Raw genomic sequence first — 24,901 nt, forward strand, 5'->3', positions numbered from 1 at the left:
CAGCCAGGCCAGCATTGCATCATGAAAGTTCTCGATGGCATAAAAAAGGGGCAGCTTGCCGCATCGACCGCGCACCCCGGTATCGGCGCCGCGGTCGTACAGCAATTGCGCCTTGCCGATATCGCCGGTCTGGATGGCGACCAGCCATGCGGTTCGCTCCCACCAGTCGCGGCCTTCCAGCACGGCGCCTTCATCAAGCAGGCGCGCCATATCATTGACCGAACCGCAGGCCGTGGCGCGGATCAGCGGCGTCCAGGCGAGCTGGCTTTCATCCGCGCCGGCGTCCAGCAGCAGCTTGACCGCGTCGAACCTGCCGATGCGCGAGAGAACCCGACAGCCGGTCTCCTGGTATCGGGTGACGGCATTCAGGTCAACCTGGTGCGCGATCAGCAACTGCAGCAATTCAGGGAGGCGCGGGTCGCGCAGGACATCGCGGCCATGGACGGCATCGATCAATGCCGTGTAACCGTCCGTGCGGCGGTAGCGCAGATCGGCGCCCCGCTCCGCCAGCAGCCGCACCTTCGCCGGATCGCCGCCGCCCAGCGCCAGCGGCAGCACGTCGGCATTCGGCTGATAGGCGCATCGGCTGTGCGCCTGCATATCCGCGCCGTGGGCGAGCAGCAAGCGCACCAGTTCGACATCCGCAAGCGGGTTGATCACCGCCTGCATCAACGGCGTATAACCCTGGCGGTCGTAGGTGTCGATGCCGGCCTTCCCGTCCTTTCCCGGGCGGTAGGCGTCCAGATGCCTGCGGACGCCTTCCACGTCGCCGCTGCGGACGAGCCGGTGCAGGACGTCCGGCTTCATCGGACTGGCTCTCCCCGGGCACACCGCCAGATGCGTTTCATGCGAGAAATTGCGCGATCGTGACGTGACGGGGATGCGCCGCAATACGCGCCAGCCATGCGCCAATGGCCGGATAGCCGGCGAGGTCGAACCCGCCTTCGTCGGCGACATGCGTGTAGGCATACAGCGAAATGTCGGCGATCGTGTAACGGCTGCCGGCAAGGTAATGGGTCTGCGCAAGCTGGTGCTCCATCACCCGCAGGGCCTTGTGCCCGCCCTCCTGCTTCGATAGATACTCCTGTCGCCGGTCGTCCGGCAAGCCGAGATATTTGGCGATGAAGCGCGCAACCGCCACGTAGGGCTCATGGCTGTATTGTTCGAAGAACTGCCATTGCAGCACCCGGGCCCGTTGCAGGCGATCGGACGGCAGGAAGTCGGTGCCGTCGGCAAGATAATTGAGAATGGCGTTGGACTCGGGCAAATACTCGCCGTTGCCGAGGTCGAGTACCGGTATCTTGGCATTCGGGTTCATGACGAGAAAGGGGGCGCTTCTGGTTTCGTTGCCGAGCACGCTAACCGGTATCCATTCATGCTCGATATCGAGCAGGGACATCAGCAACTTGACCTTGTAGCAGTTCCCCGACTGGATGTCGCCATATACCTTCAACATGAAGTGTCCTTTTCTGGTGGTTGAGCCGGCATGACCGTCCTTGAGATTTGCCGGAACGCATATGATAGCGCCGCGCCGGCGCCGGCCGATTTTTCAATGCCCGCCGTGGCGCCGGCGTCATGTCGATCGCGTGGACTTTCGCGGCCGGCGTCACTACAATTTCCGGACATCAACTTCCTGCCGGACCAACATGCGCCTCCTTGCCCCGTTCCTTGCCACGCTGCTGCTCACGCTCGCCGGCTGCGAAACCGTCGAGTACCAATACCGGGCACCACCGACCGAGCAGGGCCGGATGTGCGTGACCCAATGCGCCGGCATCAAGGAAATGTGCCATGGCAACGAGATACAGCGAGCGGAAGCGGAGCGTGCCACCTGCGAACGGAACAGCAGCCGCAACTATCGTGCATGCATGTCGAAGGCGCGGAACAAGGATGAGATGCAGAACTGCGAGAAGAGGAAGGACTCCTGCTTCGTGAGTGAAAACACCTACCGCTGCGAAGCGGATTACCGTGCCTGCTTCGTTAATTGCGGCGGGGCGATCACCGAAATCAGGAAATAGCTCGTCAGGAAGCGATCTGTGCCGTTTTCCCGGGAACGGATACCGCCCCTTCTTTCCAGAGCCTGATGCGCCGCGGCCGCAGAAAGAAGCGCAGCGGCCGCCGGGTCGCGGCATCCGATGGTGGTCCGTCGAACCTACCCGATATGACGGCAAGACGCCAACGGTCCGCCGTATCGAAAAACCCGAACGACAGCATGTCCGGTCCGGGCTGCCCGACATCCTGCATGGAGCCGAAAGAGTCCGGCGGCGATATCACATCCATCACCCTGAGGTCATCGCTGAGTAGCGTAAACCAGTACTGCACGCCGTCGAAATAGTCGTAACAGGTCACCAGCAGGTAACCGCCCGTGCAACGAAATTGATGCTGGAGCGTGTCGCCGCTCAGGAATACGCCGGTGGCCCGCCCGTCACATTGAAGCGCCAGGCGCGCGTTGTCGCCGGCGACCCCGGTGGGAGACGGCAGGGACGAAAATCGCTTGATTTCGTTCATTCGATGGGCGATGCGGACGGTCGGTTGCAAGCGGTCAGGAGATCATGGGGCAATGCCCATGTCTTCCAGCCTGAGGATAATCTCGGTTCGCCTTTGCCGTTTGATCTCCTGCCAAGAAACGTTCTCGATTGCGCCGATCAGCGCATATAGCGCGTTGAGGCTGGTGCCCGGCACTTTTTGCCTGAGCTGCGCATACATCGTGAACGGGTCGCCGGCCAGCAACTGTTTCGCCGTGGCGATGCCAATGACCGCAAGCATTTGTTCGGCTTTCGGACCGAGCCCTTTCAAATCGCGAATCCGCAATGCGGCGGATCTGCCCTTCGCTTCTTCCATGAGTTGGTACACCCTGACAGTAGGCGCGGAAAAATGTACCGCGCTCCGCCTACACCATACCGAAAAAACAATTGCCAGCCAAGAACTATGCGACCAATGCAAGCTCCGGGGCAGGAAGGGTTGAACACATGGGCCTGCAAGCGCTTCGCCGGAAGACGCAGGCCGTCGCGGCCCGCGCCGTAATGCTTAACCTTACGGCTTCGCGCCGATGCCCGTACCCGGAGAGCCCGACGTACCGGCGGTTCCTCCGGATGCGCCGGAAACGCCGGCCGCGCTGATGCCATCCTGGGCGCCCACCCCGCCTGTCGTGGTATCCGGCACGCTGGCGTCGCGATGCAAAACCGTAATTTCCTCGCCTTCGTGGCCTTTCAAGCGCTCGGCGGGACTATCGGGATTCAGGCTGGTACTGCCGGGCGCATTCTTGTTGACCAGATCGGCCGGAGTGACTTCAACCACGTCGCTCGGATCGCCGGTGGAAGATATTTCTACGCCGGGCGTCATCGTGTCGGCCAGCAGGTCGGAACCCGCCATTCCCGACGCCGTGCCGGTGTCCGAAGCACGGACTTCGTCAGTGCCGCCGGCGCCATCTGCGGATGTGCCGCCGCGCGACGACAAATCGGGTTCCGCGGGATACGACACCTTTTCAATGACCTGCTCGACATCCTGTTTCCCGGTGTCAGCGGACTTTGTCGCGACATCGCCGAGCGACACGATGCCGATCAGCCTGTGTGCCTCATCATGCGACACCACGGGTATGCGGCGGATCTGCGTGTCCGCCATTTGCTGCATCACTTCATCGAGCGGCTGATCTTCAAAACACCAGCGCACATCGGTGCTCATCACCTGGTCAACGACCGCTTCATCCGGCGCCATGCCGGCGGACGTCGCGCGCACCGTAATGTCGCGATCCGTCACCATGCCGACCAGGCGGTCGCCTTCGCATACCGGCAACGCGCCGACGTTCAGGTCGTCCATCATCTGCGCCGCGCGTTGCACGGTCTCCCGCGGGGAAATGAACTGGACATTCCGTGTCATGACTTCCGAAACCATCTGCATCTGGATCTCCTTTGCGTTTATAAGATTCCGGCTCTGCAACACCAGCGTGGCCGGTCCGATGTCCGCAGCCGTTGAAGAAGCAAGGCATTCCATGCCGCATCAACATCAGGCGCACATCAATCGATCAAATGCATGTCAGATGATGCCGAAAGCCGATCGTTCACAACCGGTTCGACAATTGCATGGAACGGGTGCGGCCGGGAAGACCTGCGAGGGCCGGCCAATGCTCCCCTCACGGTCTTATCCCATCGTTTTCCTTCTGTGAAACCCTGCACGCGGGGATGAAAGCAATGTTTCTTCTTTGCGCATACCATGTCGGAGCAACCGGCATTCATGCCCGAACAAAACAGGAAGGAAGATCGATGGACTACATCAAATTCGGCCGCACCGGTCTCGACGTGTCGCGCCTGTGTCTTGGCTGCATGAGTTATGGCGCTCCGGACCGTGGCGCGCACCCCTGGACACTGGATGAGGAAAGCAGCCGCCCGCTCATCAAAAAGGCGCTCGATCTGGGCATCAATTTTTTCGATACCGCGAATATCTATTCCGACGGTACCAGCGAGGAAATCCTTGGACGTGCGCTGAAGGACTATGCGCCGCGCGACGAGGTCGTCATCGCTACCAAGGTACATGGCCGCATGCGTCCGGGGCCGAACGGACAGGGCCTGTCACGCAAGGCCATCCTGACCGAGATCGATGCCAGCCTTCGCAGGCTCGGCACCGAGTATGTCGATCTTTACCAGATCCACCGATGGGACTACAAGACGCCGATCGAGGAGACGATGGAAGCGCTGCACGATGTCGTCAAGGCCGGCAAGGCGAGGTACATCGGCGCTTCTTCGATGTATGCGTGGCAGTTCGCGAAGGCATTGCATGTCGCCGATATGAACCGCTGGACGCGCTTCGTATCGATGCAGAACTACGTCAACCTGCTGTATCGCGAGGAGGAACGCGAAATGCTGCCCCTGTGCCGCGACGAAGGTATCGCCGTTATTCCCTGGAGTCCGATGGCGCGCGGCAGGCTTACCCGTGATTGGGACGAGACCAGCGCGCGGGTCGAAACCGACGAGTTCGGCAAAGGCCTTTACAGGAATACTGCGGACGCCGACCGTAAGGTGGTGGAGCGCGTCGCCGAGATCGCCAGGGAACGCAATGTGCCGCGTGCGCAAATCGCACTTGCATGGGTACTCCAGAAGTCGCCGGTCACCGCGCCGATCATCGGCGCCACCAAGCCGGCCCATCTCGACGACGCCGTCGGCGCGCTCTCCATCAGGCTCGACGCGGAGGAAATCAAGCGGCTGGAAGAACCTTACGTGCCGCATGCCGTGGTGGGATTCAGCTGACCTATGAATCCCTTGTGATTCGCCATGCCGGAGTGCTGTCCTGCGGCACTCCCGTCCGCCGCTGTTTGTTTGTCATCAGTGATGATAGCGATACTCCTGCGTATATCCGCCATATCCATACGACGCCGCCTTGACGTCCTGCACATAGATGTAGCTTTCCTCATGCAGGTCGCCCAGGATCCCGGCGAATCCGGCGAACGCTTCCCTGATGTACAAGGCCTTTTCATCCTTGGTATTGGTTTCGTCGGTGATCTTGATGTCGAAATAGAAGCTGTTTTTCCTGTGCTCGCTGAGCGGCTTGCCGGCGATGACCCAGCTATCGTGATCGACGTAATCGATCGCGATGGCGGTCACCTCCCGCTTCTTCTTCAATATCCGGGTGGTCAGGTCAAGCAGCAGTTCAGAGATCTGCTTCGTCAGCTCGGGACTCTTCTTCGCGCTCACTTTTACGTTCAGGATCGGCATTTGACACTCCATTTAGTTAGCCATACAACTATCTGATCAAAAAAATTTCACTCGATGGTCGAGCGAATGTTTCGCACCCTGGCGACCGTATCGTCAAAGTGCGTACTACCCAACTCTTTCTTCAACCGCGCGGTGACCTTGCCGCTGGCTGCATTGATATCCGCTTTCATCGCCATCGCCGACGCGGTGGGATGAATTCCGTACTCTCTTCCGTCGCGCTCCGTGGTCCGCCGTTCGACCAGATCCAGCTTCTGCAGGCCATCCAGCGTCCGTGTTGCCGTGGACCGGGAGATTGCCAGCTCGGCCGCCAGTTCGCTTTGCAGCAAGCCGGGTTTCTCCAGCACGACGCGCAGCATGAAAGCCTGCGACGGCGTCAGCCCGAAGGGCTTGAACGCCTTGGTCCATTCCCGCTCCAGAACGCGGGCCAGCGCAGTCGTATTGAAGTAGAGGCAATGATCAAACATGCATGAATTCTAAATCAAACTAATTCGCTATGCAACTACTTTTTGGATCTGGCAAGGTCGCAATGCTGCCGGTCAAGAGCGGCCGGCTTCTTACAGGACCAGATGTTCCTTCAGGTAGTCGAACAGCAGCTTCACCCGCTGCAAATGCCGGATATCGGGATGCGCCAGTATCCACAGGTCGGTTTCCAGTTCCTTCAACGGGCCGTCGACGATTTCCACGTCCGGATTGTTCTTCATCAGAAACAGCGGAACCACCCCTACCCCCATTCCCCAGATGACGGCACCAGCGACCGACATGACGCTGTTGCAGCGCACCTTGGGCACGAGCTTCGGATAACGCTGCCGCCGCCATTTCAGCGACGGATGTTCGACCAGGCTTTCGTCGAGCGCGACCCAGTCCAGCTTGTCGAATTGCAGCGGGCGTTCATTGCGCGAGAGGAATGCGCGGCTTGCAAATACCGCCGCCGACATGGTGCCGAGGCGGGTGCCTACCAGGTGCTCGGGCGGCTTGCGGGTGGCGCGGATGGCGACGTCGGCATCACGCCGGCTGAGATCAGCTAGGGCATTCGCTGCGATGAGTTCCAGCTCGATGCGCGGATAGGTTGCGGCGAAGCCCGACAGCACCGGCAACAGCAAACCATGCAGGATGGTGTCGGTGGTGGTGACCCGCAGGCTGCCCGACGGTTCGCTGCCGCTCTTGAAGGCGGCTTCGCGCGCCGCGTTGAGCTGCGACTCGATGCGCTCGGCATGGTCGGCAAGCTGCAAGGCGAGTTCGGTCGGCAGATAGCCTTGCCGGCTGCGGTCGAACAGCAGTTCGCCGAGATCCTTTTCTATGCGCTTGACCGAGCGGAAGACGGTCGACGCGTCGAGCTTGAGACGCTCCGCCGCCCCGGCGAGCGTACGCCCGCGCACCAGGGCCAGCAGCAGTTCCAGATCCGCCAGCGCCAGGCTGGATTGCGTTTTTGCATACGGAGGTTTCATGAACGCCTATTTTCATTGAATGGATGCCGACCTACATTATCACCACACCAACCCGTTTTTGAAAGGAGTACCGCCATGATTGACGAACGTTTCGCACCCTATGCAGCAACTCTGCTGCGCCTGTCCCTGGCAACCATGTGGATTACCCATGCATTGCTGAAACTGCTGGTGTTCACCATCGCCGGCTTTGAAGGTTACCTGGCCAGCCAGGGTATGCCGACTTTCATCGCCGTGCCGGTGGTGGCGCTGGAAATCGCCGGCGGCATCCTGATCGCTCTCGGCTTCCACGGCCGGATCGCATCCCTGGCGCTTCTGCCCATCCTCGCCGGCGCGACACTCGCACATGCCGCCAATGGCTGGGTGTTCAGCAACGCCAACGGCGGCTGGGAATATCCGGTGTTCCTGATCGCCATGTCGCTCGTCCATGCCCTGCTCGGCGACGGCGCCTTTGCGCTGAAGCCGGCGGCCGCACCCGCCACGTCGATCCGTCTGAAAACCGCTTGAACACGCTTTTTCTTCTTAACCCGACCAACCGAAAGGACCATCATGAAGCTCTATTACACACCCGGCGTCTGCTCGCTTGCCCCGCACATCATCCTGCGTGAGGCCGGCTTCGATTTCTCGCTCGAGAAGGTGAACGCCGATACCAAGGTCACTGACGCCGGCCGCAATTACCTGACGGTGAACCCGAACGGCTATGTGCCGGCGCTGGAAATCGAACCTGGCGTGGTGTTGACCGAAGGGCCGGCAATCATGCAATACCTCGCCGACCAGGCGCCCGAGGCACGCCTCGCGCCAGCCGCGGGCACGCTGGCGCGCTACCAATTGCAGTCGTGGCTGAACTTCATCACGTCGGAACTGCACAAGGGTTTCTCGCCGCTGTTCAAGCCGGGCATGCCTGCGGAAGCCAAGACCGCTTTCAAGGAACAGCTCGCCGCGCGCTTCGATCATGTCGAACGTCATCTGTCGAAACAGGACTACCTGATGCCGGACGGCTTCTCGATCGCCGATGCCTACCTGTTCGTCGTCACCGGCTGGTCCGGCTTCGTCGGCATCGACATGCAGGCATGGCCGGCGATCGGCGCCTTCCGCAAGCGGGTCGAGGCACGCCCTGCAGTACAGGCAGCGCTGATCGGAGAAGGATTGCTGAAGAAGGCGGCATAGCGCCGGACGTTTCGATGCCATGCATGGCCGGATCGGGTTTCCGCATGCATGGCCTTTCATGAATGTAGAAGGAGTTCATCATGCAGCTTAAACTGATCAGCCATGCGCTCTGCCCTTATGTGCAACGCGCCGTCATCGCATTGACCGAGAAAGGCGTGTCCTATGAGCGTATCGATATCGATCTGCGCGCAAAGCCGACATGGTTTCTGTCAATGTCCCCTCTCGGCAAGACACCTGTGCTGCAGGCCGGTGACAATGCGATCTTCGAATCGGCCGTCATTTGCGAATATCTGGAAGATACGATTGCGCCGGCCCTGCATCCGGCCGATCCGCTCTCCCGTGCACGCCATCGCGCGTGGATCGAGTTCGCCTCCGCCATGCTGAATTCGATCTGGCAGCTTTACACCGCCCGTGACGCCGACGCCTATGAACGCGCATGCAATGCCCTGGCGGCAAGCATCCGGCAGATTGAAAACACCCTCGCCGCCAGCGACGGGCCTTATTTCGCAGGCGACAGGTTCAGCCTGGTGGATGCCGCTTTCGGCCCGGTGTTCCGTTACTTCGACGTGCTGGACGAGGTGATCGATGCCGGTCTGTTCGATGCCGCGCCGAAGGTCCGCGCATGGCGCGCCGCGCTGGCACGGCGTCCATCGGTGCGCAATGCGGTTTCCGCCGACTATCCCTCCCTGCTGCGCGAGTTCGTCATCGGTCAGGGTGGTGTATTAGGCACCCGCCTTGCGGCCTTTGCCTGATGCCTTTTTGTGGCAGATGCAACCGACGATATGGTCGTCAACCAGGCCGATCGCCTGCATGTAGGCATAGATGATGGTGGAACCGACGAACTTGAAGCCGCGCTTGCCCAGGTCCTTCGAGATCCGGTCGGACAGCGGCGTCTTCGCCGGCACATCCTGCATGGTGGCGGGGGAATTGCGGATCGGCTTGCCGCCGACATAGTTCCACAGCAGTGCATCAAGGCTGCCGCCTTCGTCGCGCAGTTGCAGATAGGCCTGCGCGTTGGTGATGGCGGCGGCCACTTTCAGCCGGTTGCGCACGATGCCCGGATTGGCCAGCAATTCGGCGACCTTGGCGGCATCGTAACGGGCAATCTTTTCAGCGTCCCAGTGATCGAAAGCGATCCGGTAATTGTCCCGCTTGTTGAGTATCGTCTCCCAGCTCAGCCCCGCTTGCGCACCTTCGAGATTGAGCATCTCGAACAGGCGGGTTTCATCGTGACAGGGCACCCCCCACTCTTCATCGTGATAGGCGAGGTAACGCGGGTTGGCGGGATTGGCCCAGGCGCAGCGATGGATCGGCATGATGTCGGGAGAGGTGTCGGCGATGATGCATTATCGCAAAACACCATGATGCCGTCGGTCCGCGCATTTCGATCGGCTGAACTTGCGCCGAACCAGGCTCGTCAGGTACCTGGTCCGTCCGGACGCAGCGCGTGCAGGAGCGCCGGGACTTCGAGTGAAATTTCGCGTGCCAGGAAGCCGAGCGGCCCGATGCGCTGCGCCAGCCGGTCGCCGGCCCGGGCATGCAAGGCGACGCCCCATGCGCACGCCTGCTCCAGCGGTGCACCGCGTGCCGCGAGGCCGGCGATGATGCCTGACAGGGTATCGCCCGATCCTGAGACCGCCAGTCCGACATTGCCGCCGTCGTGTCGCCACAGCCGTCCGTCCGGTGCGGCGATATGGGTTGTCGCGCCCTTCAGCGCCACCATCGCATTCCAGCGCCTTGCCGCCTGGCGCGCCGCTTCGGCTGGATTGGCCTGTATGCTGTCCTTGTCGGCAGCGGTCAGGTGCGCCATTTCACCTGCATGCGGCGTCAGCAATACCGGCGTGGAGAAGCTGGCAATGTACTTCTGCTGTCCCTGGCTGTAGGCATCGACCGCCTGCAACTGGCGCCGCACGACATTCATCGCGCAGGCGTCCAGCACCACTTTCGCGTGTTCGAGCAGGGGCAGAAGTGCGAGCACGAATGCGCAGGTCGTACCTTCGTCCTGCATGCCGGGACCGACGAGGACGGCGTCGAAACGGCCGACCATTCCGGCCAGCGTGTCGATGGCGGCGGGCGCGATGGCGCCGTTCACGGTTTCCTGCAATTCGACGACACGTGCTTCGGGCATCGACAGCGCCACCAGCGGCGCAATGCCGGCGCCGGTGGCGATCGTGAGCTTGCCTGCGCCAGCCCGCAGCGCCGCCGTTGCGGCAAGAATCACGGCACCGGGCATCTCGCGCGAACCGGCGATGACCAATACACGACCGCGCTCTTCCTTGTCGCCGTCCTGCGACGGCATCGGCAGCGGCCAGCGTCGCAGGGCATCATCGTCCAGCGGTATGGGGTCGGTGTTGTACAAGTCGTCAGTCATGATTTCGGTGCGGCAGGAACATCGGGTTCGGCGGTGACCGGCGCGCCGGCCTCGCGCAGCGGAGCGACAAAGTTGACCAATTGCGGCATCAGCTTGCCGTTCTTGCCGCGGGTCGGGTCGAATTCATAGGAAGTCACCGAGCAGTTCGGTACATCGGCGGCACGGTCGATTTCAAGAATCTTCTGCTCATCCATGCGCTCCAGCAAGTAGCGAAAGCAATTGACGATGACTTGGTGGCCGACGATCAATACCCGCTCGCGCCGATATTCGCGGCTAATGGTGTCCAGTACACTGCGCAGGCGCAGGATCACGTCGCACCAGCTTTCGCCGCCGGGCGGCCGGAAATAGAACTTGCCCACGTGTGCGCGCTGCTCGCTGAGTTCGGGATATTTCTGGCGGATGCCGAGGGTAGTGAGGCGGTCGAGAATGCCGAATTCCTTTTCCCGCAAGCGCTCGTCGGCCTGGAAGGTGATGTCATCGGGATCGATGCCGGCGACGTCGAGAATGATGCGCGCGGTATCGCGAGTACGCACATAAGAGGAACAGAGCACCACCGTCGGCCGGGCTTCGGCCGGCATTTCACCGAACCAGTGGCCCAGTGCTTCAGCCTGCTGCTCTCCAAGGGCGGAAAGCGGGGTGTCGATATCGCGTGTGGCGATATCGATCAGCGGCAGGCGCGCGGCTTCGGCGGCATCACGCGCGACGTTGCCGGCGCTCTGTCCGTGGCGCACGATCCATATTGTTTGCGGCCATTTCTGTTCCGGCATGCTGCCATTCCCATGTTGTTGTGTAAGGAATGACAATGCCGGCAACGCGAAGTTTCGTGATGCGTGGGAAGTGATGCGACTGCTCTAAGGGCCGGGACGGCAATGCCAGCAGTCCTTGACAGGAGGGAATGAAGTGGCGCCGTTTATCTGAGGGTTTTGCCTGTTGCCCAAGCGACAAATGTGTTTGAAAACCGGCGGCGCCCCTGCCGGACTATTTGGTCCCCGACTTCGGTTTGAACAGGCGGGCAAGTCCGATGACAATGCAGATGCCGAGGAGATCCGCGGCAGCGGTTTTTTCGTTCACGGTGAAACCAGCCAGCCCTTTCAGACCGATCACGATCATCCATGCGCTGACAGCGGAAAGCGCGACGGCTGTCAGCGGACCAGAGTAGTTTTTTGCCATGGTTCCCAGCAGGGTGGACTTTTTGTGCTTGGGTTGTTGTTCCATTTGAGAGCTCCCATCCATGATTCCGTAGAGCATGGATGATAGCTATCCCATGGGAAATTGTGGTTGTAGTGCGTCACTATTTTTAGTGGCATTCAAGCCAACATGGCCGTATAGAAACGGATGCCCAAACCGGTTCAGCCGAACTTGCGGAATGCATCCAGTCCCAGGCCCAGACCGATGCTGCCGAACAAATCACCGTCGATACGGCGCGCCTGCGGCAGTAATGCGGCGATACGCTGGCGTAAGGACGTCACGCCGCTGGAACCGCCGGTGAAGAAGACCGTATCGACGTCGTTCACGGTGACGCCGGAATCCCGCAGCAGATGTTCGATGGTGTGTTCGATGCGTTGCAGCATGGGGGCGATGGAGGCATCGAAAGCCGCCCGGGTCAGGTCCAGCACGGGCCGGTCGGCAAGGCGTTCCAGTGTCAGCGAAGCGACCGGCGCCTCCGATAAGGCGATCTTGCCCTCCTCCACCTTCAGCGCCAGCCAATGCCCGTCGCGCTGCTCGATCAGCTTCAACAGGCGTCCCAGCTTGTCGCGCTCGCGCGCATCGCGCTGCACTTCCTGCAACTCGCGCCATACCTTTTGCGTGTAGACGAGATTGATCGTGTGCCATGTGGCGAGGTTAAAGTAATAGCTCGATGGCACCTCGTTGTTGTTGATGAGACGGCTGCCGAGGCCCAGCAGCGGCATCACCGATGACAGATTGAGATATTTATCGAAGTCGGTGCCGCCGATATGGACACCGCCGTTGGCAAGAATGTCGGCACGCCGGTCCGGCAAGCCGGCGCGCTCGGGCGACAAGCGCACCAACGAAAAGTCCGATGTGCCGCCGCCGATGTCGGCGATCAGCACCAGTTCTTCGGCATCGATGCGGGATTCATAATCGAACGCGGCGGCGATCGGCTCGTACTGGAAAGCGATCTCCTTGAATCCGGCGGCGCGGGCGATATCGGCGAGCGTGTCTTCCGCCAGACGGTCGGCTGCGGCATCGTCGTCGACAAAGAAGACAGGGCGGCCCAGCACCGCATGCGTAAGCGGACGTCCCGCCGCAACCTCGGCGCGGCGCTTGAGTTCGGCGATGAACTGCGACAGCAGATCGCGAAACCGCAGCGCCCTGCCCTGCACCTCGGTTTGCCCGTCGATCAGGCTGGTGCCGAGCAGGCTCTTGAGCGAACGCATCAGGCGGCCGTCGTAGCCGGACAGGTAATCGGCGAGTGCGGCACGGCCGAAGCTGACCGCTTCGTCATCGGCGTTGAAGAACACGACCGACGGCAGCGTCGGCTTGTCGCCTTCGAGCGGAAGCAATGTGGCCGCGCCGCTACCGGCGATGCCGACGGTGGAATTGGAGGTGCCGAAATCGACGCCGCAAGTATTCATGCCGGCTCCTTGAAAAAGGGGGCAATCATACTCGCGCGGGAGGCTGCCGGAAAGATCCAAATTGCATAAGTCTTTCCGGCCGGATGGATTGCCGGATCAGGGTCCGGTCAGGGAAGAGGTGGTGCCGGGCTTTTTCGCCGCCGCGGTGTCGGCCGTGGTCAGCGGTTCGCCGGTCCATACGACATAGTCGTCCACTGCATACAGCTTGCACGGCTCGGGGCTGTTTTTCTGGCAAGCGGCGAGCACCTGCTCCACCGGGTCGTCGCCATCCTCGGCCCAGCTCCAGGCTCCGGTCGGTGACACCGCGAAGGCGCGCGGCGCCTGCTTGGTCAAAAATACCTTGTACTGCTCGCGCCCTTTTTCCCTCAGGTAGGGAATTGCATCGATATTGTCGATGGCCGCGAAGTCGGTTCTCGGCACCTTGATCTCGTCCGACAGCGCAACCACCGGCGCGGTCGGCATGCCGAGGCTTTGCAGGAACCTCTCGGTTTCCGGCCACCAGATCTTCACGCCGTCGCGGCTGCCGACCATGCCATGCGCATCGCTCTTGAAGGCGCCATAGGCAACCAGCTTCGCATGGCCGCCGGCCTGTACGTAAGCCTCATACATGCGTGCCGCAAGGTCCGGACCGAAATGGTTGTCGTTCTGGCCGTAAAACCAGATGCTCGGCAATGCCGTCTTCGCACCGTACTCGGCGAATGCCTTCACCAGCGATGCCTGCCAGCGGCAGTCGCCACCGTGCATCTTGAGTCCGCCGGCGAAGTTGATCAGGCCTTTCACACCGGGGAAGTTCTTGGTGCCGAAGGCAAGTGTCGTCAGACCGCCGTACGACTGGCCGGCAACGACGATGCGATCCTTGTCCGCCCACTTCTGGGTGCGCAGGTATTCCAGCGTGCTCTGCAGGTCTTCCGCCTGCTCCAGGCCGTGGCCGGTCATGTCGCAGCCGCGGTCGATATATTCGCCGGTGGACTTGGAAAACCCTTTACGCATCGGAATGACGACCGCATAGCCGCGTTTGACGAACTCGCGGCTGATCACGACGAAGCGGTCCCGTCCCTGCGAACGCGGATTGCCGAGCGCCTTGCCGTGGTTCATGATCACCAGCGGGAACGGGCCGTTGCCGGAGGGTTTGAAGATAGTGGTTTCGAGTTCGATATTCTGGATGCCGGAAGCGGCAGGCACCATGACGACCTGTTCATTCAGGGATGCGTCAAGGCTAACCGTCTGCGCCATTGCGGAACCGGCAAACATGCCCAGTCCGACTGCGAAGGCGCCTAATGCGCGGTATGCCCGGTCTTTTCCAGAGATGAGCGTCTGGATGAGAGAATGAATATGCACGGCTTCTCCGTTGAAGAATGGGTGGAGCGCAGCGCTGTGCATGCAATGAAGCACTTTCTTGCACGACTTGATACAGCGCAACGTTGTCCATTCTAAATACGGGGTTGCCTCAATTCAATGCCCATTTATGCAACTTGGAAAGATTTAATACAGGAACTTTTGGTCGCCACAATCCCTGTTGCACCTTGTAACCAAAGCGGTGTGAATGCAGAACATGCTTGTGTGGAAAGGTTGAAATGACCGCATGCACGAAGTGCATGGTAGATGCCAGCCTGCAATGGATGAAACGGAAACAGCTTTTGTTTTTTGAAGGCGCAACCTTTGCGATGTCTGCTTGTCAATAGCAGACACCTGTTTTTATAAGGATGGAACCATGAAAGTTGATGTCTACAAACGCCCGGAACACGAAGGTAAATATTCCTATCTCGCCGTCCCTGAAGGACATCCGATCCCTGATGAAGCTACCGCCATCGATTGGGAAACCGCGGAGCAGAATATTGATCTGGATGAAGCGAACGAATCCGTGGTCGGCCTCTCGGCAAACGACGCACTGCAGCAGATCGACATGAAAGGCTATGCCATTTCGAGCTCGCAGGATAAAGTCAGGATCGGGCCAAACGTCTAACTTTCAGGCCGGCGCATGGAGTGCATGCGCCGGCCTTTTCAGCACCATCGCTTCAGCACCATTTCCTGTACCGGCCTAGGTCGGCAACACCGCTCCCGCAGTCCACCCCTCGACCGGATCCATCCACTCCGGCATGCCATAGTTCGGGCGCTGTGCAGCCCAGGCCGCCGCGACCGCGCACAATACCGCATCCAGCCAGTCCGCAGTCCCGTCATCAATTAGCTTGCTTCGCAACGGTGCGTCGACCTTCAGCGTGATGCCCATCGGATGCGTGCCTCTCTCCAGTGCCTGTACGATCAGTTCCCGCGCGCAACGCCTGGCTTCGTTCTGCTTGCTGCGTTCATCGCTTTTATAGGAAGTACGCGTCACCGCCCGCGCCACCAGTCCCGGGTACCCCTCCAGCGCAATGCGTTGCGGATCGCCCGCATGCAAACCGTACACGGTCACGCCCGCATGCAGCAGACGCGGGCAACCTTCATGAAACATATAGGCGACCGGCGGATTGACCCACTTCATCGACGGACTCGATCCGGCAGGTCCGTCGGTAACGCGATGGGCGAATTTGTTGCCTACCGGACGCGCGTCGCAGAATGCCTTGAAGATGTCGCGCAATTCGGCCCGGGTCAGCCCCGCGCAGTGCTCGATCAATGCCGCCCAGGTCCGGGGCCAACCGAGATAGTCGACCAGTTCGCGCGAAAGGCCGAATGGAAAGTCGAAGGCGCCCACCCATGGCCCCGGCTGCGCAAGCCACGCTTCATAGGATGCCCAGCTCGGATGCTCGGCAATGCCATCTATCCGCAGAATATGGCCCTTGCTTTCGCCGTGGGCGACGGTGATCGGCTTGACGCGACGCGGAACGGAGGTGAAATCAATGCCGGCAATCCGGATTTGCGGTGTTTTAACAGGCATTTGAGAAAGGTTTGATATTTACCGGAATTATCAGAAAGCAAAAGCATTCTAATAGTTATGTTGTTGAACCATCCTTGTGTAGCACAGACGAAGAAACCACGCATGCAATGAACAGCCGTACGCAGACCCGCAGACCCGTCACCCGCACATGGTGCACGGGCTGGCTGTTTCCCATCATCATGCTTTTCGCCATGCTCGCAGGCTGCGCGAGCTTACCCGATGTCGACTATCTGCGTCGCGGTCAGTTGCAGATACAAAAGCCGACCATCGTCACCGCGAACGGCACGCTTTCCGACGGCAAGGCGCAGTCGATGCTGGACCGCATGGCGGCGAAGGTCGGGGCCACCGACATACTCGCAAGGCATGTGGCGGCGGAAGAAGCCATCAGCGGCGCGCCTCTTGTAGCCGGCAACAAGGTGGTGCTGCTGGACGACGGGCCGATCACGATGCGGGCCATGATGAATGCGCTGCGCACCGCGCGCGATCACATCAACCTCGAAACTTACATTATCGAAGCCGATGAAGTCGGTCGCGCCTTCGCCGACCTGCTCATCCAGAAAAGAGCGGCGGGCGTTCAGGTCAACCTGATCTACGACAGCGTCGGCGCGCTGACCACGCCGCCCGAGTTCTTCGAGCGCCTGCGCGCCGGCGGGATCAATCTCCTCGAATACAATCCGATCAACCCGCTGAAAGCGGAAGGCAAATGGGACATCAACCAGCGCGATCACCGCAAGCTGCTGATCGTCGATGGCCGTGTCGCCTTCACCGGCGGCGTCAATATCAGCCGTGTCTATGGCAAGAGTTCGCTGATCAGGGGAAAGAACAGGCAGGCGCCGCCGGAAGATGCGAAGGAGTCGGCATGGCGCGACACCCATATGCAGATCGAAGGTCCGGTGGTTGCCGAGTTTCAAAAGCTGTTCCTCGACACCTGGCGCCGCCAGACCGGCAATGACATTACCGCCAAACGTTATTTCCCGCCGCTCAAACCGGAAGGCAATGCGCTGGTGCGCGCGCTCGGCAGCACCGCCGACCAGGAGGACTACAGCGTCTACAAGACCTATGTGTCGGCGCTGTCGAATGCGAGCAACTATGTGCATCTGACCACCGCCTATTTCGTTCCCGACCAGCAGATCGTGGAAGCGATGAAGGAGGCGGCGCAACGCGGCGTGGATGTGAAAATCATCTTTCCCAGCTTTACCGATCACGAACTGATCCTTTACGCGGGCCGCTCCTTCTATGACGAGTTGCTTCAGGCCGGCGTCAAGATCTACGAGCGCAGGATCGCAATGCTGCATGCGAAGACGGCGGTGGTGGACGGCGTCTGGTCGACCATCGGCTCCACGAATCTCGACATGCGCAGCTTCCTGCACAACGATGAACTCAACGCGGTGATCCTCAACGTCGATTTCGCCGAAAAGATGGAAGCCCTGTTCCAGCGCGATCTGCGTGATTCCGATCAGATCACGCTGGAAACCTGGCGGCAGCGCGGCATCGGGCAAAAGATGAAGGAATGGGCGGTGCGGGTGCTGGAGTACTGGCTATAGCGTCATCACTCATCGTCCAGCTCGTGCTTCTGGCCTATGCTGCAGAGGCAGGAGGTCGGAATTCGGGCGACTGATACTCGGCAAATCGTTCGCGCAGCCGGTCAGCGGTCAACGGAATGCCCCGGCTCTCGGCATCCACCATCGCAAGCTGGACCAGCAGTGCCGCGGTTTCCGGCATCAGCTTCCCCGCGCAAACAAAGTTCCGTGCCTCCCTGTCATCCTGCCGGGGCCCCAGCGCATCATCCTTTGCCGCGCCGTTCCGCACCACTTCCCCGTCACCGACCTTGCTGGCGCGAACCACCGGGATACCGACCTTCGCCAGGTATTGTTCAATGTCATCGTGCATCGTGCCATTGCCGGTCCCCGCAACGACGATGGCGCCAGCTGGCCTCGAAGGCATGCGTTGTTCGTCATCGGAATGGGAAAAATCATTGCCGGCGGACCGCGTTGCCGCCGACGGCCTGATCTCGTTGGCGATGCGGTTCTTCATTTCGGCAACAGTTGCATTCGATTGGACGTGAATCACCGGGACATTGGGCAACATAGCATCCTGCGGATGGTCCGCCAGCATATCGATATTGGCCGTCCAGCTCGCCGCTACCGGCTGGTTTCTGATGATCACCTTGCCGTTTTTCAGTTTGCCGATCTCGAGGCCATTGATCCGCTTGAAGGCATCGACGTCCACGGTATGTCCCTTGCGGAAGTACGGCGGACTGAAAATCTTTCCGTTCATCATGGCAACGATGCCTGAAAACGTTTTGCTCTTCGCCAGACGCAACGCATCGCGTAAATTCTTCTCTCCATCCGGCGTCGCTGAATCGGACGGTTTCATCGATCCGACGAAAACTATTTTCTTTCCTTCCAGTTTCTCGCCCGGCACGGTGAAATGCAGGAAGGCGGCGGTCATCTCCATCGTGTCGGTCCCATGCGCGATCACGATCGCATCGCCTTTTTCAATTGCGTCAAGCGCCGAAATGACCTGCCGTTGCAGGACGAGCCAGTGCTTTGGCTCGATGCTTTTTGAATCGATCCTGAAAACATCGTGCGGCTCGATCCTGGTATTGCGTGGCTTCCTGGCCGCGCCGATCATTTGCCTGGCGCCCACCGCACCAGGGTCATAGGTGAAATCGCTTGTGCCTTTTGCCGATATCGTGCCGCCGGTGGCGAAGAACAGGATGCGGGTCTTTCTGTTTTCCGTACCTGGAATCGGCAGATCGAGCTTGAAATCGCCGAGAGATATTCTTTTGTTCTGATACTTACCGAATACCGGTCCTGCCTTTTGAAACACGATGTCCTGCGCCGATGTGTTCCGGACCGGCAACGAAGGCGCGGCCGTGGGCAAGGCGCACATTGATCCACTTGACGGTACACGCATGTTGGCTATTCCCCTAGTATGAAGTTGCCTGCTCCGATGCAGGCAAGGAAGGCGATGAGTGACATGGGATCTTCATTGGTTCCATTCACGAATGAAATCTTTTTCAGGTCCATCCCGTGATTCGGTTGCCGATGCGTTGAATGGCGGCATCCGGCGCTGTCCTGTCCATCGGGTGGGAACTCAACCAGCCTTTCTCTTCAGGCAGTCGCGACGGGAACCGATGCAGTGCTTGCTGCGTCTGACTTTCCTCTTCACCGCTATCGCGGCGCCCCTATTCTGCTTTCGACCGACGCAGGCACACTGCGCGCAGCTTGTCATGAACAACAGCATATATCCCCGATGTCTCCGCCGACCTGCTTACGCACTCACCGTTTCGCTTGCCGTACTGACGACGTCGTGCGGTGGCGGGGGTGGTGGCGGCGGAGACCCGGCGCCGACCGGAGCGACCGGTATGCCGTCGCTGGCGGCCAGCGTCGAGCGCACTTTGGAAGTGTCTGCCGCGCTGTCGGAAGGCGTGTTTTTGCAACCCCGCAGGTTGACCGTGCCGCCCGACTTCGGTATCCGCGTGTGGGCGCGGGTGCCGGCGGCACGATTCATGGCGCTTGCGCCGAATGGCGATGTGCTGTTGTCGGTGCCGAACGAAGGTCGGATCGTTCTGTTGCGCGAGCGGCCTGGCGCACCGCCGGAGCAATTCGATTTCGCATCCGGCTTGCGCAAGCCGCATGACATGGTGTTTCACCGTATCGGCGACACCACCTATTTGTATGTTGCGGAGTCGCATCGGATCACGCGTCATGTATACCGCGCGGGCGAAACCGCGATCTCAGGCACGCAGATCGTGGTCGACAATCTTCCCGATTCTTCCAATACCGAACTGGGCGGCAATTACGGCCATGAACTGAAGAACATCGCCATCGGCGGCGATGGCAGGTTGTATGTGTCGATCGGCTCGGCCTGCAACGCGTGCGCGGAGGATACGGTAAGCGATCCGGTGCGCGGCGCGATCTATCAATACAACGCGGACGGCGGCAATGGCCGCCTGTTTGCACGCGGCCTGCGCAATGCGGTAGGGCTGGATGTCATTCCCGGCACCAACACGCTGTGGGTTGCCGTCAACAATCGGGACCAGGTGCGGGTGCCGGTGGATGCGGATGTCGATGGCGACGGTTCCGGCGATCTCGGCAAGTTGATACCGCGCTACGTGGACGACAACCCGCCGGAGCCCTTCACCGCCGTGCGCGATGGGGCCAACTATGGCTGGCCGTTCTGCAATCCGGTGCCGGCGGAAGGCATGGCGAACCTTGCAATGGTGCGCGACTTCGACACCAATGCCGATGGCGGCATGCTGGATTGCAGCAGGGTGGACCGCCCCTCGAAAGGCATACAGGCGCATTCCGCCCCGCTGGGCTTCAGCTTCCTGCACGACAGCAACCTGCCGGAAAATTACCGGCAAGGCGCGGCGGTGGCGCTGCATGGGTGCTGGAACTGCACCAATCTGAGTTCGGGTTACAAGGTGGTGTACTTTCCATTCGACGGCAACGGCAATGCCGGCGCGGCGATGGACCTCGTCACCGGCTTCGTGCCCAATCCGCGCAGTGGTGGCTACTGGGGCCGCCCGGTGGATGCGATCCCGGACGGTCGGGGCAACCTGCTGATCTCGGACGACTTCGCGGGCGCCATTTACCAGCTCTACCCACTGTCATAGCAGGCTGCATTGCCCGAAGAGGCGCTGCGATCCGCCGCGCTACTTCGCTTCTTCCAGCGCGAGGTCGATCGCCTTGCGGGTGCGGTAGGCGTGCTCGCGGCTTCTCTTCGCCCAGGGTTCGTCATAGTCGGCCGGCATCACGACCGGCACCTGCAGGCAGACGCTCTGCGTCGGCAGCACCTGGCGCCAGTCGCGGATGAGCTGGCAATAAGCAGTACCGACGGCCCGAATGTTGCGGTCGAGGTCATAAAGCCCGAGTGCATTGACATTGCCGTTGTCCTCGCGCAGTGCGGTATCCCAGTCGACCTGGTCCGTCAGCGAGTACCAGGTGAAGCCGACCACCGGCACCCCGTCGTTGCGCACCCGCAGTACGTTCGCCCATTCCTTGCGCAACCAGAACACCGCTTCATCGCCGTGCGGGCCTTCGACGCGGTTGGTCTCAGTATGCATCACGGGCAACCGGTAGCGATCGTGATACTGATGGGTAATGACGGAGTAGCCGAATATTTCGCCGGATGCACGCGAATGGCCATCGGCTGACACCAGGTGCTCGTTGGTGGCGTAATAGTCGTTACCCATGATGCAATGGTGCTTCATGTTGTTGCGCAGGAAGAAGTGATACTCATCGCGCGTCATGCCGTTGTCGAGCACATACTCGTACATCTCCGAATCGAGGCGGCGGCCGTAATTCAGGTCCAGCGACAGGAAGCGGCGCGCATTCATCAACTCCGCCGGCTTGATCGCCGCCGGGTTTTCAGCGTGGTAATACTCGGACGATTCGCTCTGGACGAACAGGGCATCCGGCCGCACCCTCAGCACTGCCTGCATGGCCAGCACATTGGCCTTGACGATGTGCTTGAGCGCGGTGACGAATGCGCGATCATCCTTCAGCTGCTCGTTCCACCAGCCGTACAGCGCGGAAAACACGGCGCAGATGAACATCTCGTTGACCGGCGTGTAAAGCTGCACCCATGGATAGCGATGCGCGAATGCCTGCGCATAACGGCAGAAGATGCGGGGAAAATCCGGATTCTGGAAATTGCCCAGCCAGTCGGGCAGGCCGAAATGGCAGAGATCGACGATGGGCGCAATATTGCGCCGCTTTAATTCCATGAAGGTTGCATCGGTGAATGACCAGTCGTAGCGCTCGGGGCCGAGCAGCGTCAGGTGCAGCGGCGGTCCATAACGCAGGAAGCTGATGCCCATCTGTTCAACAAGGTCGAAATCGGTTCGCCAGTGCCGGTAGTGACCGCACTTTTCCATCTCGTCCATGCGCACCCTGCCGCCCTGGATGGTGGGGATGCTGTTTTCAATGCCTGTGGCAAATATGAATCCGGGGAACATGGTGGCGCCTTTCACGAGGTGCGCGTCGGATCGTGCATAAAGGGAGGACTGTTCATGGCTTGTTAAGTTTCAAGATGGAACGGAGCGGGTGTTGATGGGGCTTTGTAAGAATGAAATTGAATTTCGTCGTGCCGGATAGGACAAACGCATAGAGACTCCGCGTTGTAGGCTTTCACCGCAAGGTCCCCTCCCTGTCAGGGGGAGGGCCAGGGACGCCCCATCCCAACCAAGAGGATTGCCCTTACGGGCAACCCGCTACGCAGGCGGACAGCATGCTGTCCGAATTCATGCTACGCCCCCTGCAAGGGGGAAGGGGCTTTTCCTTTAGCTTAACCGGGTCCCGGTACAAGTCCTGCCCGAGTGAAGGAAACACATGCACACCCTGCCATCCGCATTAGAACGACGCATCTTCAACAAGGCGGGCTACCTGACCGGCTTTGCCCTCGGCGGTTTCTTCGACGGCATCCTGCTGCACCAGGTCCTGCAGTGGCATCATCTGCTGAGCGCCGTCGACCGTGCACCATTCGGCGACCTGCGCATGCAGGTATTGGCCGACGGTCTGTTCCATGCCGCAATGTACGTGATCGCCTTGATCGGTATCTGGATGATGATCCGCTCCCGCACCTGGCTGGCGCGCAACGGGTCGGGCCGTCTGCTGATCGCCAATGCCCTGATCGGTTTCGGCGCGTGGCACGTGGTGGATGCGGTGTTGTCGCACTGGCTGACCGGCATCCATCGCATCCGCATGGATTCACCGAATCCGTTGTTCTGGGACCTGCTCTGGTTTGCGGTATTCGGCATCCTGTTCATCATTGCCGGGATAGCGTTGCGGCGTCGTGCCGGCCTGACCGAAGGCAGGGGCGGCACCATCGCATCCATCCTCGCGGCCATCACGGCCGCCGGCGCCGCGGCCAGCGCGCTGCCGCCTTCGAGTGCGGATCTCATGCCGACCGCCACTGTACTGCTGCGGCCGGGAGCATCGCCGGCACAGTTGCTCGCGGCGCTGGAACAGAACGACGCGCGCATCGTCTGGAACAGCGCACGCGGCGATGTGTGGGTATTCGCACTCGGCAAAAACAGCAACGCCAGTGCGTTTTACCGCCACGGCGCGATATTCGTCAGCGGCACCCTGCTGCCGGCGGGATGCGCGAGCTTCCTGTCTACAAGGCGCCCGGAAGGGACGATATGAAGCCCTTTTTCAGGCGGCTCGCCGGCATGGGCGGCGCCATCCTGGCACCGGTGCTCGGGATGGTTGCGCTGGCAGGCGGCGGGCTGGCCGCCATCGCGGCGATGCCTGGCGTATCGCACAAGGGACCGCTGCCCGCATGGACGGCGGAGGAACGGGACCTTGCCGCCCGGCTGCGCACGCATGTCACGGCGATCGCAAGCGTGGAGCACAACGTCGTCCATCATCGGGCACTGGAGGAAGCGGCGCGCTACATCGACCGTACGCTGACAGGCTATGGCCTTACGGTAAGGAGCCAGGAATTCAAGGCGGATGGCAAGCCGGTGCGCAACCTGGAAGTATCCATCGCCGGCAAAGGCACGGAAGCGCAACGGGACATCATCGTGATCGGCGCGCACTACGACTCGGTCATCGGTGCGCCGGGCGCCAATGACAATGGCACCGGCACGGCGGCAGTGATCGAACTCGCTCGCTTGCTGAAGGACGCGGCGCTGCCGGATAAAAAGGAATTGAAGCTGGTGCTGTTCGTCAATGAAGAGCCGCCCTACTTCAAGACCGAGCAGATGGGCAGCCATGTGCATGCACGCGACCTGAAATCACGCGGGCGCAGGGTAACGGCCATGCTGTCGCTGGAAACGATCGGCTATTACTCGGATGAAAAAGGCAGCCAGCACTACCCGCCGCCGCTGGATGCACTTTATCCGGATGCGGGCAATTTCATCGGCTTCGTCGGCGACATCGGTTCGCGGGCGCTGGTGCACCAGGCTATTGCCGCGTTCCGCAGGCATGCGGCCTTTCCGTCCGAAGGCATCGCCGCGCCGTCGGCAATACCGGGCATCGACTGGTCGGACCACTGGGCCTACCGGCAATATGGCTATCCGGCCATCATGATCACCGACACCGCGCCCTATCGCTATCCGCATTACCATACCGCGCAGGACACGCCGGACAAGATCGACTATGAACGTACGGCGCGAGTGGTCAAGGGCATCGAAGCGATCGTGCGCGAGCTGGCAGGGGCGCGATAGCGCCGGTGCAGGAACGTGCGGCTGCTGCATCATTTGCCATCGGCACCTATTCCGCGCCTTTGCGCCCGTCGATCGGAATATCGAAGTGCAGCACATCCTCGCGAATGCCCAGTTTCGTGTACAGCGCAATGGCCGGATCATCACCGTGATCCGCCTGCACGAAAATGACATAGGCGCCGCGTTCCGCCGCGATCGCCTTGAGTTCTTGTATCAACGCCGTGGCGATGCCTTCACGCCGGTGCGCCGCCGACACCGCCAGGTCGTAGAGATAGATTTCGCTGCGCTCCTGCTCGAACTTCTTCAGTTCGTATGCGGCAATGCCGCCCACGACCTCGCCTCCTTTCAAGGCAACGAGCGCAATGAAGTAATCGCTTCCGAGCAGACGCCGCTGATATGCGGCGCCGGGCCGGCTCCCGCCATAAGTCGCCATCTCATTGAACGCCTCGCCGAAGGTCGTCAGCATGCCTTCCATCAAGGCGATGTCATCGTGGGCAAGCCGGCGGACAGTGAAGGAATTCGAGGCAGTCACGGATATCTCCCGCAAAAAGTGATCGTTGCATCTTGCAAA

General features: G+C 60.7%; 28 protein-coding genes. 10 read left to right on the top strand and 18 right to left on the bottom strand.

The window, feature by feature from the left end:
• Both VGU61_RS07955 and VGU61_RS07960 read right to left on the bottom strand, forming a co-directional pair.
• Positions 1-807, bottom strand: an 807-nt coding sequence (locus tag VGU61_RS07955; RefSeq protein WP_326858575.1) for a hypothetical protein, incomplete at its 3' end; no start/stop codon positions are given.
• A gap of 37 nt (positions 808-844) precedes the next feature.
• Positions 845-1,456 (bottom strand): glutathione S-transferase family protein, encoded by a 612-nt coding sequence (locus tag VGU61_RS07960; RefSeq protein ID WP_326858576.1) that lies wholly within the window; start codon positions 1,454-1,456, stop codon positions 845-847.
• A 190-nt stretch (positions 1,457-1,646) separates the two neighbouring features.
• Between VGU61_RS07960 and VGU61_RS07965 the strand changes: the two genes are divergently transcribed.
• A complete protein-coding gene (locus VGU61_RS07965; protein WP_326858577.1) occupies positions 1,647-2,015 on the top strand; it encodes a hypothetical protein in 369 nt (122 codons plus the stop codon).
• Positions 2,016-2,019: 4 nt separating this feature from the next.
• On the opposite strand, the gene VGU61_RS07970 is transcribed toward VGU61_RS07965, so the two are convergent.
• From VGU61_RS07970 to VGU61_RS07980, 3 genes are all read right to left on the bottom strand, one after another.
• Positions 2,020-2,535, bottom strand: coding sequence for a hypothetical protein (locus tag VGU61_RS07970; protein WP_326858578.1), 516 nt, complete (start codon positions 2,533-2,535; stop codon positions 2,020-2,022).
• A gap of 12 nt (positions 2,536-2,547) precedes the next feature.
• A complete protein-coding gene (locus tag VGU61_RS07975; protein ID WP_326858579.1) occupies positions 2,548-2,838 on the bottom strand; it encodes a TfoX/Sxy family DNA transformation protein in 291 nt (96 codons plus the stop codon).
• Positions 2,839-3,030: 192 nt separating this feature from the next.
• Complete coding sequence (locus tag VGU61_RS07980; RefSeq protein WP_326858580.1) at positions 3,031-3,894, bottom strand: CBS domain-containing protein; 864 nt, start codon at positions 3,892-3,894, stop codon at positions 3,031-3,033.
• A gap of 362 nt (positions 3,895-4,256) precedes the next feature.
• Here VGU61_RS07980 and VGU61_RS07985 point away from each other — a divergent pair, with 362 nt between their 5' ends.
• Positions 4,257-5,237 carry an aldo/keto reductase gene (locus VGU61_RS07985; protein WP_326858581.1) on the top strand — a complete coding sequence of 327 codons (981 nt, stop codon included), beginning with the start codon at positions 4,257-4,259 and terminating at the stop codon, positions 5,235-5,237.
• A gap of 75 nt (positions 5,238-5,312) precedes the next feature.
• Here the strand turns inward: VGU61_RS07985 and VGU61_RS07990 are convergent, their stop codons facing one another.
• From VGU61_RS07990 to VGU61_RS08000, 3 genes are all read right to left on the bottom strand, one after another.
• Entirely contained in the window at positions 5,313-5,702 is a 390-nt protein-coding gene (locus VGU61_RS07990) for a 4-oxalocrotonate tautomerase family protein (RefSeq protein ID WP_326858582.1), read from the bottom strand.
• A gap of 47 nt (positions 5,703-5,749) precedes the next feature.
• A complete protein-coding gene (locus VGU61_RS07995; RefSeq protein WP_326858583.1) occupies positions 5,750-6,166 on the bottom strand; it encodes a MarR family winged helix-turn-helix transcriptional regulator in 417 nt (138 codons plus the stop codon).
• 90 nt (positions 6,167-6,256) lie between these two features.
• Positions 6,257-7,147, bottom strand: coding sequence for a LysR family transcriptional regulator (locus tag VGU61_RS08000; protein ID WP_326858584.1), 891 nt, complete (start codon positions 7,145-7,147; stop codon positions 6,257-6,259).
• 75 nt (positions 7,148-7,222) lie between these two features.
• Between VGU61_RS08000 and VGU61_RS08005 the strand changes: the two genes are divergently transcribed.
• The 3 genes from VGU61_RS08005 to VGU61_RS08015 all read left to right on the top strand — a co-directional run bounded on the left by VGU61_RS08005 (position 7,223) and on the right by VGU61_RS08015 (position 9,063).
• The gene (locus VGU61_RS08005; RefSeq protein WP_326858585.1) at positions 7,223-7,651 is read left to right on the top strand and encodes a DoxX family protein; all 429 of its coding nucleotides are present in this window, start codon (positions 7,223-7,225) and stop codon (positions 7,649-7,651) included.
• Positions 7,652-7,693: 42 nt separating this feature from the next.
• A complete protein-coding gene (gene gstA, locus VGU61_RS08010; RefSeq protein ID WP_326858586.1) occupies positions 7,694-8,311 on the top strand; it encodes a glutathione transferase GstA in 618 nt (205 codons plus the stop codon).
• An 80-nt stretch (positions 8,312-8,391) separates the two neighbouring features.
• Positions 8,392-9,063, top strand: coding sequence for a glutathione S-transferase family protein (locus VGU61_RS08015; protein ID WP_326858587.1), 672 nt, complete (start codon positions 8,392-8,394; stop codon positions 9,061-9,063).
• Here VGU61_RS08015 and VGU61_RS08020 read toward each other — a convergent pair.
• The 6 genes from VGU61_RS08020 to VGU61_RS08045 all read right to left on the bottom strand — a co-directional run bounded on the left by VGU61_RS08020 (position 9,034) and on the right by VGU61_RS08045 (position 14,617).
• Complete coding sequence (locus tag VGU61_RS08020; protein ID WP_326858588.1) at positions 9,034-9,627, bottom strand: DNA-3-methyladenine glycosylase I; 594 nt, start codon at positions 9,625-9,627, stop codon at positions 9,034-9,036. The genes VGU61_RS08015 and VGU61_RS08020 overlap by 30 nt on opposite strands.
• A gap of 101 nt (positions 9,628-9,728) precedes the next feature.
• On the bottom strand, positions 9,729-10,682 hold the full coding sequence (locus VGU61_RS08025; protein ID WP_326858589.1) for an NAD(P)H-hydrate dehydratase: 954 nt from the start codon (positions 10,680-10,682) through the stop codon (positions 9,729-9,731).
• Positions 10,679-11,449: a histidine phosphatase family protein gene (locus tag VGU61_RS08030; protein WP_326858590.1), complete on the bottom strand. Its 771-nt coding sequence runs from the start codon at positions 11,447-11,449 to the stop codon at positions 10,679-10,681. Before VGU61_RS08030 ends, VGU61_RS08025 begins: the two co-directional genes overlap by 4 nt.
• Before the next feature lie 211 nt (positions 11,450-11,660).
• Positions 11,661-11,930, bottom strand: a complete 270-nt coding sequence (locus VGU61_RS08035) for a hypothetical protein (RefSeq protein ID WP_326858591.1) — start codon at positions 11,928-11,930, stop codon at positions 11,661-11,663.
• A 101-nt stretch (positions 11,931-12,031) separates the two neighbouring features.
• A complete protein-coding gene (locus VGU61_RS08040; RefSeq protein ID WP_326858592.1) occupies positions 12,032-13,279 on the bottom strand; it encodes an Hsp70 family protein in 1,248 nt (415 codons plus the stop codon).
• Positions 13,280-13,375: 96 nt separating this feature from the next.
• A complete protein-coding gene (locus VGU61_RS08045) occupies positions 13,376-14,617 on the bottom strand; it encodes a dienelactone hydrolase family protein (RefSeq protein ID WP_326858593.1) in 1,242 nt (413 codons plus the stop codon).
• Positions 14,618-14,990: 373 nt separating this feature from the next.
• Here VGU61_RS08045 and VGU61_RS08050 point away from each other — a divergent pair, with 373 nt between their 5' ends.
• Positions 14,991-15,242: a DUF6139 family protein gene (locus VGU61_RS08050; protein WP_326858595.1), complete on the top strand. Its 252-nt coding sequence runs from the start codon at positions 14,991-14,993 to the stop codon at positions 15,240-15,242.
• Positions 15,243-15,317: 75 nt separating this feature from the next.
• Here the strand turns inward: VGU61_RS08050 and VGU61_RS08055 are convergent, their stop codons facing one another.
• Positions 15,318-16,151, bottom strand: a complete 834-nt coding sequence (locus tag VGU61_RS08055) for a DUF429 domain-containing protein (protein WP_326858596.1) — start codon at positions 16,149-16,151, stop codon at positions 15,318-15,320.
• A 107-nt stretch (positions 16,152-16,258) separates the two neighbouring features.
• On the opposite strand from VGU61_RS08055, the gene cls reads away from it, so the two are divergent.
• A complete protein-coding gene (cls, locus tag VGU61_RS08060; protein WP_326858597.1) occupies positions 16,259-17,695 on the top strand; it encodes a cardiolipin synthase in 1,437 nt (478 codons plus the stop codon).
• A 34-nt stretch (positions 17,696-17,729) separates the two neighbouring features.
• On the opposite strand, the gene VGU61_RS08065 is transcribed toward cls, so the two are convergent.
• The gene (locus VGU61_RS08065) at positions 17,730-18,983 is read right to left on the bottom strand and encodes an asparaginase (RefSeq protein WP_326858598.1); all 1,254 of its coding nucleotides are present in this window, start codon (positions 18,981-18,983) and stop codon (positions 17,730-17,732) included.
• A 403-nt stretch (positions 18,984-19,386) separates the two neighbouring features.
• Here VGU61_RS08065 and VGU61_RS08070 point away from each other — a divergent pair, with 403 nt between their 5' ends.
• On the top strand, positions 19,387-20,775 hold the full coding sequence (locus tag VGU61_RS08070) for a sugar dehydrogenase (protein ID WP_326858599.1): 1,389 nt from the start codon (positions 19,387-19,389) through the stop codon (positions 20,773-20,775).
• A 39-nt stretch (positions 20,776-20,814) separates the two neighbouring features.
• On the opposite strand, the gene VGU61_RS08075 is transcribed toward VGU61_RS08070, so the two are convergent.
• Positions 20,815-22,119: a family 1 glycosylhydrolase gene (locus VGU61_RS08075; protein WP_326858600.1), complete on the bottom strand. Its 1,305-nt coding sequence runs from the start codon at positions 22,117-22,119 to the stop codon at positions 20,815-20,817.
• Positions 22,120-22,492: 373 nt separating this feature from the next.
• On the opposite strand from VGU61_RS08075, the gene VGU61_RS08080 reads away from it, so the two are divergent.
• On the top strand, positions 22,493-23,308 hold the full coding sequence (locus VGU61_RS08080; RefSeq protein WP_326858601.1) for a DUF2243 domain-containing protein: 816 nt from the start codon (positions 22,493-22,495) through the stop codon (positions 23,306-23,308).
• On the top strand, positions 23,305-24,333 hold the full coding sequence (locus tag VGU61_RS08085) for a M28 family peptidase (RefSeq protein ID WP_326858602.1): 1,029 nt from the start codon (positions 23,305-23,307) through the stop codon (positions 24,331-24,333). Before VGU61_RS08080 ends, VGU61_RS08085 begins: the two co-directional genes overlap by 4 nt.
• Positions 24,334-24,379: 46 nt before the next feature.
• Here VGU61_RS08085 and VGU61_RS08090 read toward each other — a convergent pair whose 3' ends face one another.
• Positions 24,380-24,862: an AAC(3)-I family aminoglycoside N-acetyltransferase gene (locus VGU61_RS08090; protein ID WP_326858603.1), complete on the bottom strand. Its 483-nt coding sequence runs from the start codon at positions 24,860-24,862 to the stop codon at positions 24,380-24,382.
• Between the last annotated feature and the right edge of the window lie 39 nt (positions 24,863-24,901).

The organism is Noviherbaspirillum sp. (assembly GCF_035944575.1).
In the GTDB taxonomy this organism is placed as follows: Bacteria; Pseudomonadota; Gammaproteobacteria; order Burkholderiales; family Burkholderiaceae_D; genus Noviherbaspirillum.